The 13,102-nt window shown below is 45.3% G+C and carries 11 protein-coding genes; 1 reads left to right on the top strand and 10 read right to left on the bottom strand.

Annotated features, from left to right (window positions below):
- Nucleotides 1-584: 584 nt before the first annotated feature.
- From VA249_RS13635 to VA249_RS13590, 10 genes are all read right to left on the bottom strand, one after another.
- A complete protein-coding gene (locus VA249_RS13635) occupies nucleotides 585-1,574 on the bottom strand; it encodes a GGDEF domain-containing protein (RefSeq protein WP_221068287.1) in 990 nt (329 codons plus the stop codon).
- 200 nt (nucleotides 1,575-1,774) lie between these two features.
- The gene (gene fis, locus VA249_RS13630; protein WP_000462885.1) at nucleotides 1,775-2,071 is read right to left on the bottom strand and encodes a DNA-binding transcriptional regulator Fis; all 297 of its coding nucleotides are present in this window, start codon (nucleotides 2,069-2,071) and stop codon (nucleotides 1,775-1,777) included.
- 23 nt (nucleotides 2,072-2,094) lie between these two features.
- Nucleotides 2,095-3,063: a tRNA dihydrouridine synthase DusB gene (gene dusB, locus VA249_RS13625; RefSeq protein WP_164837134.1), complete on the bottom strand. Its 969-nt coding sequence runs from the start codon at nucleotides 3,061-3,063 to the stop codon at nucleotides 2,095-2,097.
- Nucleotides 3,064-3,202: 139 nt separating this feature from the next.
- Nucleotides 3,203-4,090, bottom strand: a complete 888-nt coding sequence (gene prmA, locus VA249_RS13620) for a 50S ribosomal protein L11 methyltransferase (RefSeq protein ID WP_221068286.1) — start codon at nucleotides 4,088-4,090, stop codon at nucleotides 3,203-3,205.
- A 130-nt stretch (nucleotides 4,091-4,220) separates the two neighbouring features.
- The gene (gene accC, locus VA249_RS13615; RefSeq protein ID WP_128809915.1) at nucleotides 4,221-5,564 is read right to left on the bottom strand and encodes an acetyl-CoA carboxylase biotin carboxylase subunit; all 1,344 of its coding nucleotides are present in this window, start codon (nucleotides 5,562-5,564) and stop codon (nucleotides 4,221-4,223) included.
- Between the two features lie 14 nt (nucleotides 5,565-5,578).
- On the bottom strand, nucleotides 5,579-6,043 hold the full coding sequence (gene accB / locus VA249_RS13610) for an acetyl-CoA carboxylase biotin carboxyl carrier protein (RefSeq protein ID WP_221068284.1): 465 nt from the start codon (nucleotides 6,041-6,043) through the stop codon (nucleotides 5,579-5,581).
- A 59-nt stretch (nucleotides 6,044-6,102) separates the two neighbouring features.
- The gene (aroQ, locus tag VA249_RS13605) at nucleotides 6,103-6,552 is read right to left on the bottom strand and encodes a type II 3-dehydroquinate dehydratase (protein WP_221068283.1); all 450 of its coding nucleotides are present in this window, start codon (nucleotides 6,550-6,552) and stop codon (nucleotides 6,103-6,105) included.
- Between the two features lie 306 nt (nucleotides 6,553-6,858).
- Nucleotides 6,859-8,811, bottom strand: coding sequence for an acetate--CoA ligase (gene acs / locus VA249_RS13600; RefSeq protein WP_128809918.1), 1,953 nt, complete (start codon nucleotides 8,809-8,811; stop codon nucleotides 6,859-6,861).
- A gap of 235 nt (nucleotides 8,812-9,046) precedes the next feature.
- On the bottom strand, nucleotides 9,047-9,679 hold the full coding sequence (locus VA249_RS13595; RefSeq protein ID WP_221068281.1) for a 3'-5' exonuclease: 633 nt from the start codon (nucleotides 9,677-9,679) through the stop codon (nucleotides 9,047-9,049).
- A gap of 35 nt (nucleotides 9,680-9,714) precedes the next feature.
- Nucleotides 9,715-11,541, bottom strand: coding sequence for a DUF294 nucleotidyltransferase-like domain-containing protein (locus VA249_RS13590; RefSeq protein WP_221068279.1), 1,827 nt, complete (start codon nucleotides 11,539-11,541; stop codon nucleotides 9,715-9,717).
- Nucleotides 11,542-11,776: 235 nt separating this feature from the next.
- Here VA249_RS13590 and VA249_RS13585 point away from each other — a divergent pair, with 235 nt between their 5' ends.
- On the top strand, nucleotides 11,777-12,967 hold the full coding sequence (locus VA249_RS13585) for a 3-phenylpropionate MFS transporter (RefSeq protein WP_221068277.1): 1,191 nt from the start codon (nucleotides 11,777-11,779) through the stop codon (nucleotides 12,965-12,967).
- Nucleotides 12,968-13,102 lie beyond the last annotated feature (135 nt).

The following is a 13,102-nucleotide window of genomic DNA, read 5'->3' as shown; positions in this document are numbered from 1 at the left end:
GGGCTTTTTTGCATTTGGAGCAAAGCAAACTTAATCTGATGATACTAATCTGAAAAATTGACTGATTAGGGTAATTCACTCTCTGTACACCGTTGTTACTATATCGGTGCTTTCCAAGAAGCAAAGCCATGCACTCCACACCTTCTCTATAATATCCTTGTACTCCGTAAACGCTTGTGCGTTCGTAACTAATGCCATGCTTACTCTATTGGTTTTAGCTCCGGTGAATTGGGGGGAGCTTGCTAATACTCATCTTGTTAAATTTCTCGGCAACGTTATCTGTATACCATCCTTGATCACAACAACATTATGACTAAACTCAGTGCTTGAGAGATTTGATTAAAGAGCTTAATCATCATTTCTTTATTGATCCAAGGTGCAGTGATTGGGTTTCCAATCTCCCTTACTATGCTGACGGAACCAAACGAATAAGCATACTCAAATTGTTGTTACTTCAGCGCTTGAGGCCTTACAGTACGTTCTGAATCTATGATTTAATATTGTTTAAGCTTGGTTGGCTAAGTGCTTTGGAAAGTGAGTAAATGGACAGCAGAACAAAGAAATAATGAAGTTATAGAGAAAGGCTAAGAAACTTTTTGGATTCTTAGATTCGATGATGGCTGTGATTTGATATCAGGGATGTTTTTGTGGTGTAAGGTCGTCAGATTTCGCCCTGTATGCTTAGAGTAATACATAGCTTTATCGGCACGAATCATCAGTTGCCTTGCCGTTGGGTTTTCTTCATCGTGTTCTGCTACACCAATGCTGACAGTGGTGTTGATCTCAATATCATCTACCTGACATGAAGTGTTTTGAACCGATTGTCTGATCCTTTCAGCCACGTCATAAGCTTGTATCGCACTCGTATTTGTTAATATTACTGCAAACTCTTCTCCGCCCAGTCGGCCAATGAAGTCACTACTACGTATTGCACTTTGGCAGATTTTTGCAACATCGCAGATCACCTTGTCACCGGAGAAGTGCCCGACTTGATCATTAATCTCCTTAAAGTGATCAATATCGATCATGATGCAAGATAGTGTTTGAGAGCGGCTAGATTGCGCACTCAGAGCATCGTCAAGGCGACTTAGGAATGCACGTCGATTGAGCATACCTGTTAACTCATCAGTCTCAGAGAGTTGTTTCAGGCGCTTTTCGAGCAGGTGAGTTTTGGTCACATTTCTTACCGACCAAGTCACCCAGTTATTATTGTTTTCAGGATTTTCTACTGGTTGAATAATCGCTTCAAACCAAGTTTCTTCCGGGTTTTCTAAGGCTTCTAGCTCTTCGATAGGCATCAACAAGTGATCTTGTAGGGCGATACTATACTTAACAACTTTCGGTTGCTTAGAGCGTATTACATCATCAATATAACCGAGAAGCTCGGATGCTTTTTGAGGCGATAAAACATCGTTTAGGTAAAGGTTGGTATAACTTTCAGCATTGAAGTTATTAGAGTGATATGTTCCGCCAAAACTTTCGATATAGCGGCCTTGTTCATCTAGGATAAAGACATGATCTGGGAGAGAGTTTAAGATAGCGTGAAGCCAATCTCCTCTTTCTTTAAGTATCATTTAGTCTATTCCTATATTTTTGTAAGCCTTTGATTATATCTGTTTTTTACCTCCTCTCAATCCGTTAAGATCACATTTTATGTTACTAATTCTCTCTAAAACGTAGGCTTCTTTAAAAGCCCGTACGTATTTTTGTTGGAAATAAAAAAGGCTTAGTCATTTTAGACTAAGCCTTTTTTACAAAAGTACTGTATGAACGATTAGTTCATGCCGTATTTTTTAAGTTTCTTGCGAAGAGTACCGCGGTTGATACCCATCATAGTTGCTGCGCGAGTTTGGTTACCGCGAGTGTACTGCATGATGGTATCTAGTAGTGGCTGTTCAACTTCAGCTAGAACTAATTCGTATAGTTCTGTTACTTCCTGGCCGTTTAGCTGAGCTAGGTAGTTTTTAAGAGACGCTTTAACAGAGTCACGTAAAGGCTTCTGAGTAATCTGGTCTTGTGACGTTACTGTAGTTACTGTTAATGCTTCTGAAGTCAGATTTTGTTCGAACATATTCGGTCTAGCTCTTCTCTTAATTATGATGCAACGTTATCAAAATAACCTTCGAGCGCCTCAAGTTGCAGCGGAGCTGCATCGATAGCGTTGAAGGTACGGCGAAACTCACTCGCTTGTTCATGTTCTTTTAGGTACCAGCCTACGTGCTTGCGCGCGATTCGTGGTCCTAAGAACTCTCCATAGAAATCATGCAGAGCGTTAACATGACCAAGCATAATGGCTTTCACTTCCTGATTTGGAAGCTCATCCATCGTGGTGCCGTTTTCCAAATAGTGATGGATTTCCTGGAAAATCCAAGGACGACCTTGGGCAGGACGTCCAATCATTAAAGCGTCTGCGCCGGTGTACTCCAGTACAAACTTTGCTTTCTCCGGGCTATCGATATCACCGTTTGCGATAACCGGAATGGAAATAGCTTGTTTTACCGCTTTAATGCTGTCGTATTCGGCCTCACCTTTGTACATACAAGCTTTTGTTCGGCCATGCAGAGCAAGAGCTTGTATGCCGCAGTCTTCGGCTAATTTAGCGATTTGAACACAGTTTTTATTTTCTGTATTCCAGCCAGTTCGGGTCTTTAACGTTACAGGAACGTCTACTGCATTCACTACGGCAGTCAAAATCTCTTTGATGATGTCTGGGTATTGAAGCAGTGCAGAGCCAGCTAGCTTTTTATTCACTTTTTTTGCTGGGCAGCCCATGTTGATATCAATGATTTGTGCACCATTTTCAACACTAAACTGAGCTGCATCCGCCATAAGCTGTGGGTCGGAGCCTGCAATTTGTACTGAACGAATGCCCGATTCGCCTTCATGTACCATGCGTTGCTTCGATTTCGACGTTCCCCATAGTTTTGGGTTGGAGGACATCATTTCACTGACGGCCATTCCCGCACCATAGCGAAGACACAACTCGCGAAACGGTCTATCCGTTACACCAGCCATAGGGGCTACGATTAGATTGTTCTTAAGTTGATAGTTTCCGATTTTCAAAACGTCATCACAGTTCTGTACCAGCAAGGGCGCGCATTTTACGCATTTTTTTGCTGCGTGAAAAGACTAATATTTGAGCATTTACAAATTGTTTTTGTAATTAGCATGAAATTCAAACAATTAGCCTTGAAAAGCTTACTTAGCCTTGCTTGCGACCTGAGATGCGGCACCATTCACTTTGTTCAATAATTGGGTCGATGTGAAGCTCATCACGATAATGATTCGCCACATCCTCTGCTTGTGTATCAAGTACACCAGACATTGCGAGATCACCATTTGGCTTTACAAGACTTTTGATAATAGGTGCTAGATCGCGTAATGGACCAGCAAGAATGTTAGCAACAACAACGTCTGCAATTAGTCCCTCAGGTTGGTTTTGAGGGAGGTAGACTTCTAGTTTATCTGCTACGCCATTGCGTTCTGCGTTGTCACGAGAAGCCTGTAGTGCTTGAGGATCAATGTCGATCCCGACCACTTTTTCTGCGCCTAGTTTGATCGCTGCGATCGCAAGGATGCCTGAGCCACAGCCGAAGTCGATAACTGTCTTACCTGAAAGGTCTAGACCTTCTAACCATTCAAGACATAATGCGGTTGTTGGGTGCGTACCTGTGCCAAATGCTAAACCAGGATCCAGCATAACGTTAACCGCGTCAGGTTCTGGTACGTCACGCCAGCTTGGGCAAATCCATAGACGTTCACCAAACTTCATAGGGTGGAAGTTTTCCATCCACTCACGTTCCCAGTCTTTGTCTTCTAGCTGCTCAACTTTGTAAGCAAAATCGTCAGCAAGCATATTGCTTGCTTTGATTTGTGTGATGATGAAGTCTGTGTCTGCTTCTGCATCGTACAATGCCAGAATATCAGTATCGCCCCATAAGCGAGTCTCGCCAGGTAGAGGTTCGAATACTGGTGTATCCTGCGCGTCTAAGAACGTTACAGACAGCGCGCCAGTCTCTTCCATTAGCATGTCGCCGATTAGCTCAGCGTTTTCATTGGTCGCGTTGAGTTTGATTTGAATCCAAGGCATTTGTTTTTGCTCTCAAAGTGAATGAAGTGGCGCAGAGTTTACCAGAACTCTGCGATTTGTTTGAGTATAGATAGTATACAAAACAAAAATGCCCACAGATGTGGGCATTTATCATGAGGTTAGCGATGGCTTATTGTAGGCCAAGCTTCTTCTCTAGGTAGTGAATGTTCGCACCACCATGTTGGAAGTTCTCATCATTCATGATTGACTCTTGTAGAGTAACGTTAGTCTTGATGCCTTCAATGATCATCTCGCCTAATGCGTTCTTCATACGTGCAATCGCTACATCACGGTTCTCACCGTACGTAATCAGTTTACCAATCATTGAATCGTAATGAGGTGGTACTGTGTAGCCTGTGTAGATGTGAGATTCCCAACGAACACCCATGCCGCCTGGCGCGTGGAAGCGTTCAATCTTACCTGGTGAAGGTAGGAAACGTTCTGGGTCTTCTGCGTTGATACGACACTCAATCGCATGGCCGCGGATCTTGATGTCATCTTGAGTGAATGACAGTGGTTGACCTGCTGCTACGCGCAGTTGTTCTTTGATTAGGTCAACACCGGTAACCATTTCTGTTACTGGGTGCTCAACCTGAATACGTGTGTTCATTTCGATGAAGTAGAACTCACCGTTCTCGTATAGGAATTCGAACGTACCTGCGCCGCGGTAGCCGATCTCTAGACATGCACGAGTACAACGTTCGCCGATGTACTTACGCATTTCTTCTGTGATACCTGGTGCTGGTGCTTCTTCAACAACCTTCTGGTGACGACGCTGCATAGAGCAGTCACGTTCACCTAGGTGGATAGCGCCGCCTTGACCGTCAGCAATAACTTGTACTTCAACGTGACGAGGGTTTTCTAGGAATTTCTCCATGTAAACCATGTCGTTATTGAATGCCGCTTTTGCTTCTGCACGAGTCATAGCGATAGCTTGAACAAGGTCCGCTTCAGAACGTACAACACGCATACCACGGCCACCGCCACCACCAGAGGCTTTGATGATTACCGGGTAGCCGATACGTTTAGCGTGAGCTTTGTTTTTGTCTTCGTCGTTATCTAGTGGACCATCAGAACCTGGTACACAAGGAACGCCTGCTTTTTTCATTGCGTTGATTGCTGACACTTTGTCACCCATCATGCGGATGGTGTCTGCTTTAGGACCAACGAAGATGAAACCGCTGCGCTCTACTTGTTCAGCAAAGTCTGCGTTCTCAGATAGGAACCCGTAACCCGGGTGAATCGCAATTGCCCCCGTCACTTCTGCTGCAGAAATGATACGAGGGATGTTTAGGTAGCTGTCGATACCACGAGCAGGACCGATACATACTGTTTCGTCTGCGAGTAGTACGTGCTTAAGATCGCGGTCAGCGGTTGAGTGAACGGCGACGGTCTTGATTCCTAATTCTTTACAAGCGCGAAGGATACGAAGTGCAATTTCACCTCGGTTCGCGATGACTACTTTATCTAGCATAAGGCAAGCCCCGCTTATTCGATTACAACGAGTGGTTGGTCGAATTCAACTGGTTGGCCGTCTTCAACTAGGATTGCAGTTACCACACCTGATTTGTCTGCTTCAATTTGGTTCATCATCTTCATTGCTTCAACGATACATAATGTGTCGCCAGCATTCACACTTTGACCAACTTCAATGAATGATTTTGAATCAGGACTAGGAGAACGGTAGAAAGTGCCCACCATTGGAGAAAGAACTTGGTGACCTGCAGGTACTGCTGCTGGAGCTTCAGGTGCTATTGCTGGCACGTCTGCTACTGGTGCAACCGCTGGAGCAGGTGCTGCAATTGGAGCTGCTGCGTAGTGAACTGGTGCTGGCGCAGCGATTGTGCCGTGACGACTGATTCGTACCGACTCTTCACCTTCAGAAATCTCTAGCTCAGCAATGCCAGATTCTTCAACTAACTCAATTAGCTTTTTGATTTTACGAATATCCATCTTTTCTTTCTCTTTTATCTTGTGATTAAGACAACCCATTGGGCTGCAGAGTGTTTGGTTTACCTTGCCTGCAATTTTGCGATTGCGGCAGACAAAGCGAATTCATAACCTTGTGCACCTAGTCCACAAATCACCCCTTCCGCTTTATCTGATAGGTAAGAGTGATGACGAAACGGTTCTCGCGCATGAACGTTCGATAGGTGCACTTCAATAAATGGGATGGCAACGCCAAGTAATGCATCACGTAGGGCAACACTGGTATGTGTGAAAGCCGCTGGGTTGATGATGATGAAGTCCACTTTGCCATATGCGGCGTGGATAGCTTCAATCAGTTCGTACTCGCGATTCGATTGCAGGTGTTCAAGTTCTACTCCAGACTTGTGAGCCTGTTCAGCCAAAGCGTCAACAATCTGTGCTAGGGTCTTGTTACCATAGTGTGTTGGTTCTCGTAGGCCTAATAGATTAAGATTTGGCCCATTTAGAACTAGAATCCGTGACTTTGCAGACATTGTGTTGCTATCTTCCTTTATCGTGAGCAGAACGTTTATATTCCCAAATATACGATAAATCAGCACGATTTTTTTGTTAAAACCGCGCAAATTTTAAAAAATCGACCAAGATTATAGCTAATTCACAGCAATTAGCAGCAATTTACTGGTCTAATCTCCCAATAGCGCCCACCGTTTCTGTAACCAAGTTAACAAAAACAACATAATTGCCACGTAGTTTTTAGGGGCTCTTTTGCATCCACGCACAAAAAAACCGCCATATGCAATGGCGGCTTTTAGGATTAGCGGTTCAAAAAGGGCTGAGCGTTATGCCAGTTCCGCTTTCTCTGCGATCAATTTATCTACCACGCTTGGATCTGCCAGTGTTGAGGTGTCACCTAAGTTGCTGGTATCTCCAGTGGCAATCTTACGCAGGATACGACGCATGATCTTACCTGAGCGCGTTTTTGGTAGAGAGTCAGTCCAATGTAAAACATCTGGTGTTGCGATAGGGCCAATCTCTTTGCGTACCCAGTCTTTTACTTCTTTGTGCAATTCAGCCGATGGGAACTCGCCATCATTAAGCGTGACGTAAGCGTAAATTGCCTGACCTTTGATGTCATGAGGAATGCCCACAATCGCTGCTTCTGCGATCTTATCGTGTGCAACCAGGGCGGATTCAATTTCTGCCGTCCCCATTCGGTGACCGGATACGTTTAGCACGTCATCAACACGGCCAGTAATCCAGTAGTAGCCATCTTCGTCACGACGTGCGCCATCACTGGTGAAATACATGCCTTTAAAGGTTGAGAAGTAGGTTTGCTCGAATCGTTCGTGATCGCCATACACCGTGCGCATCTGACCAGGCCATGAATCGAGAATGACCAAGTTCCCCTCTGCCGCAGTCTCTTCAATGATGTTACCCATGTTATCGACAAGGGCAGGTTGCACACCAAAGAATGGACGAGTTGCAGAGCCTGGTTTTAGATCTGTGGCTCCAGGTAGTGGGGCAATCAAAATACCACCCGTTTCGGTTTGCCACCAAGTATCAACGATAGGTGACTTTTCGTTACCAATAGTTTTGTAGTACCACTCCCACGCTTCAGGGTTGATTGGTTCACCAACGGAACCCATGACACGTAGGCTTGAACGAGATGTGCCGGCAACCGCTTCATTTCCTTTCGCCATCAGGGCGCGAATAGCCGTTGGTGCGGTATAAAGAATGTTAACTTGGTGTTTATCGACCACTTCGCTCATACGTGCTGTGCTTGGGTAGTTTGGTACACCCTCGAACAAAATGGTTTTGGCGCCGTTTGCAAGAGGGCCATAAATTAGGTAAGTATGACCTGTGATCCAACCTACATCTGCCGTACACCAGAATGTCTCACCCTCTTGATAATCAAACACGTATTTAAATGTCATAGTCGCATAGACGAGGTAGCCACCAGTGGTGTGCAATACACCTTTTGGTTTGCCTGTTGAGCCTGATGTGTAAAGGATGAATAGAGGGTCTTCGGCTTTCATCTCTTCCGGTGGACATACATCAGAAACAACGGCGGTTGCTTCATGCCACCAAACATCACGATGCTCATGCCACTCAATATCACCACCCGTGCGCTTTAGTACCACTACTTTTTCTATCGTTTTTACTTCAGGATTTGTCAGGGCTTCATCGACATTTTTCTTTAGAGGAACCGCGCGACCGCCTCGAACGCCTTCATCAGCGGTAATGACGACTTTTGAATCAGAGTCAATGATGCGTCCAGATAGTGCCTCTGGAGAAAAACCGCCAAAAACGACGGTATGGACAGCGCCGATTCGAGTACATGCCAGCATTGCAACGGCAGCTTCAGGAACCATCGGCATGTAAAGACAAACGACGTCACCTTTTCGTACGCCTTGTTGTTTGAGTGCGTTAGAAAATTTACATACTTCTTTGTGCAGTTCATTGAATGTTAGTGTTTTGTCGTCAGCAGGGTCGTCGCCCTCCCAGATGATTGCGACCTCATCGCCACGTTCGGCAAGGTGACGATCAATACAGTTTGCAGACACGTTCAGTGTGCCGTCTTCGAACCAACGAATATCGACGTGGCCAGTATCAAAAGAGGTGTTTTTTACTTGAGTGAATGGTTTTATCCAATCGACGACTTTGCCGTGTTCACTCCAGAAGCCCTCAGGGTCGGTGACTGACTGCTGATACATGGCTAGGTAAGTGTCATTATCCGCATGCGTATGATTTTTAATATTCTCTTTTACCGGATAAACGTGGGCTTCGCTCATGGCTTCTCTCCTTGTGCCTATAATTCTCGACCTGAGTCTTTTGTAGGGCGGTTTCACGCTCTTTGTTGTCAATTGAATAAAGAACCAATTGAGTTAAGAACGATGCTGTGCGTATAACTGTCCGTCACAGCGGTTATTTCTACAATTAGACTTTAGGATGAGAGCGAGTGATGTGCTGAAAATTTGCGGAAATAAACCAGATTCTGGGAGGTTGGTCGAAAGTGTATTATCGAGATTATTGGGTGTACGGTACGCTAAATTTTGGTAAGTCACCTTTCGTGAGGCGCACATATACTAACGCGGCAGACTTAGCATCTTGCAGGGCATCATGTTTGTCTTGAATCGGCAGTTCAAGGTGCTTACAAATTGCATCAAGACTTAAGTCGAAGTAGGCGTTGGGCAAATGACGTTCTAGCTTGTCGTGATAAATCTGGCTCACTTCGATGAGAGGGTTCGGTAGTGGGAAGCCTAAATGCCTCAGACAGGCGAGATCGAGGATCTTTTTGTCATAGCGGATGTGGTAGCCGACCAAAGGACGATTGCCGATAAAGTCGAGCAGTTTGATCAGCGCTTCTTTTTCGCTAATACCATCAACCAAATCTTGGTGGCGGATATGGTGAATCTTTACCGAGCCTGAATCGAGTGATTGCGGGGCGCGAAGTCGAACTTCAAATGGCTTGCTGGTGATGATGCGGTTGTCGATGATTTTAGTTGCGGCGATAGTGACCAGCTCGGCGCGATTTGGGTCCAAGCTGGTGGTTTCGCAATCGAGAGAGACAAACTCGCTTTTTTGCGGCGAACAAAATAGTGGCTGATAAGGTGAGCCTTTCAGCTTGTAATGCCAGTATTTTCTTTGTAGCCAATTCATCCCTGTCACCTCTCGTCTTATTTGCCTAAAAGACTCTAATCACGGATTTGATAATGGAAGCCTAAGAACTGTTTAAACTTCTTTACCACGTGTAAGCTGTGGCGCAGCAGGTCTCGTGCTGTCCTATCTAACTGTTTGATGTCGATGTTGTTCAGGGCTTCTTGCTTACTCAATTGCTGGTTCAAACGGATCTTGAAGAACAGCTTTAGCGCCTCATTGAGGTTATCTGCGGTTTCCGGTTCTAAGATGCGTTTTTTTCTCAGTGCTTCGATACGCTCAAAGGTGTTCTTCTCTTCAATTGCGTATTCCAATGACAAGGTGCGAATGCCATGTACGATTGGGAAGATGCCGCCACGCTTGATATCTAGCCCATCCTTAGCGCTTTTTACGTTACCAAATAGAGTAAGAGGCACGGAAAATTGCAGAGCAGGGCGAGTGAAATCAGACAGAATCAACATGCGATCTTCCATGCTGTCTCTGAGGTGCTCGGCGATAGGCGTGAGAAGATCTCGATTGCCTGCGACCGCGTGAGCATCACTGAATATGGCTAAATCCATGATTTGTTCAGGCTGTGCTTTAGCAATCCAATTATCGATAGTTTTAATCCACTCTTGCTGCGTTCTGACCCACTTCGGATTGTTAACCATCACTTTACCAGGACAGAGTGGATAGCCAAGTTGCTGCAAGGTGTGCGTTAGGTTTTGCATTACGGCGGTACAATGTTCCCATTCCAAACCATCTTGAATAATCAAGGCATTATCTTGGTCAGTTTTAAGGATTTGTTCACCACGCCCCTCAGAACCTAGGACAATCAAGCAACAGTGGTCGTGCAATGCTGGTGGCACGACAAGCTCAAACGCTTTCTCTATGATTTGTTCGTTGACTGCGGATATCAGCTCCATGATGAAGCGAGTACGGATGCCGTTGGTCAGCAAGCTGTCCACCAACTGACGCTGTCGATTGGAAGCCATTGCAAGTTCTTCTACGCTGCTTGCTCTTGCGATACTGAGTGTCAGTACGTGAGAGTGCGTCGAGAAAGCACTGAGGATCTGAGTCATATCTAACATGCCGATGGCTTCGTTTCCATCGCATACCATCAGGCGCTTCATGCGGTTTCGTGTCATGGTGATCATGGCATTAAACAGAAAATCGCCCTGATCGACGTGATAGACAGGGAATGTGGCGATTTCATTAACTGGAGTGTCAAGGTGATGCCCATCTAACATGACGGCATGCAGCATGTTAGTTCGAGTTACAATCGCGTAGGGATGTGCCGATGGATATTGCTCTAAGCGTGGGTCCTCTTGGCTAAGCTGAACCAAAGCAGCATCGATGCTATTGTCTTTGAGTGTTTTGGTGACTTCATTAATTGGCATATCAGGAGCCAATAACATTGGCGGATGATAGATGCTGTTATCAACCTTCGTCAGAATGAATTCGGCAAGGTTTTGCTGCTGCTGAGCTGCTTCAACGAGAGCTTGGCGTTTTGATAAGTTGTTATCGAAGTAGGCGGCGAACTGTCCGTTCTCGCTATACAGCTCAAGGAATACTTCTTTGGGCAGTAAGTACGAGAGGGTATCTTCCAGTGCCACATACTGATGGCGGACGCTTTCTTCGAATAAGGATCGCACATCAAACATATCGTCATTGGCGTAGTGAGCAAACACTTCGTCTTGATCTTTTGAGCGTTCTTCAACAGCGCCTTTAATCAGCACATGCAGGTGAGGGTTGTCTTGTCCACAAGCTAAGATGACATCTCGTGTTCGGTAGTACGCCACATCGAGAGACGAGCGCAGTCGATTTTGCTGTGCGTCAGTTAGGCGATTGAACGGTGGAGATTGCATATTAAATTTGTCAGGCATGAAAGCACCTACATGTGATGGGAATACTCTTTAAGTCTGACAACTTTCTCCATTGAAGCCAGACGACTTTGGTCTAAATCGATGTAATCTATTTTTGCTGAAATCATGTGCCATAGAGGAAAGAGGAAATGGCCGATTCTTCCCTTTTTCTAGGACACATTGCGATCCATAATTCACTCTCCCAATCGTTTACGTGACGAAACTTGTTCGTTTTTGCCGTTTTAGGATGTCAGTGATGTTGAAACCCTCTCCGTATGGCTGGATTTCCCAGTATTTTCTCGGATTCTTTTTTGCATATGGCGTATACCTGCCATTTTGGTCGTTGTGGTTTAAAGAGCAGGGTGTCTCTGCAACAGACATCGGTTTACTTGTGGGGCTTGGTTTAGCTACGCGTTGCGTCGCGAATATGGTGATTACACCACGTGTGCATAAAGTCGAACACTTAATGCCAGCATTGCGTTGGTTAAGTTTTGCAGCCCTTATCTTTGTCGGTTTTCACTTTTTTACGGGTGGCAATTTTTGGCTAATGGCATTGGTGACCGTATTGTTCAATCTCTGTTGTGGCCCAGTGGTTCCGTTATCGGATGCGATGGCGAATTACTACTCTCGTTTGAAAATGCTCGATTATGGACGTACTCGTCTATGGGGCTCTGTTGCGTTTATCGCAGGTTCTACCGTGGTCGGTTTTCTAGTGGCAGAATTTGGCTCTGACATGATCTTGTACACGGCGATGGTGGGAGTCTTCATTTCATTGCTGCTTGCGATGCGTAACACAAATCCAATGCCAGTGACCCAGAGTGGTCAGCATACGCAACGCCCGAAGCTATCGGCATTATTGACAGACAAACCGGTTGTGAAATTTCTCGTATTAGTTGCATTGATTCAAGGGAGTCATGCGGCTTACTACGGATTTAGTGCCATTCATTGGAAAGCCGCAGGTCACTCTGAAAATGTGATTGGCTATTTGTGGAGCTTAGGTGTCGCGGCAGAAGTCGCCGTTTTTGCGTTTAGTAAGCGTTTATTTGCAGGTTGGGCATTACGATCGTTATTTGTCGTCGCAGCGGGTGGTGTGATGTTGCGATGGGGAATGACGGCAGCAACCACGTCAATTTTTGCGTTAGTTATGGTTCAACTGCTTCATGGCGTGACATTTGCAACTGCCCACATTGCCGCTATTCAATACATTCAAAATTCTGCAGAGAACAAGATGGTGGCATTGCAAGCACTGTATAACGCAATTCCATTGGGCGCTGTTATTGCACTTATGACTGTGATCAGTGGTTGGGGATACGAGCATTGGGGGGCGAATATTTTCTGGGTTATGGCGTCTATGGGCTTTTTTGCATTGTTCATTAAAGTCGAACCTCAGGATGCTCAGTGTAACGTCGTCGATGTATCAGAAAGTGCAGTAGAAGCACAGAATTAAGCTTCTGTGACAGAGATTAAAAACTAATCTTTGTCTCTGTTGTGAAAGCAGTGTTAAATGAAACCTCTCCCTTACGGAGAGGTTTTTTTGAGCCTTTTAAATCACGAATGGCAACAGAGGTAAGAAAGGATATCG

This window comes from Vibrio alfacsensis, assembly GCF_019670485.1.
Lineage (GTDB): Bacteria > Pseudomonadota > Gammaproteobacteria > Enterobacterales > Vibrionaceae > Vibrio > Vibrio alfacsensis.
Note: the sequence above shows the minus strand (reverse complement) of the source record. Positions and strands in the feature narration are given on the sequence as shown.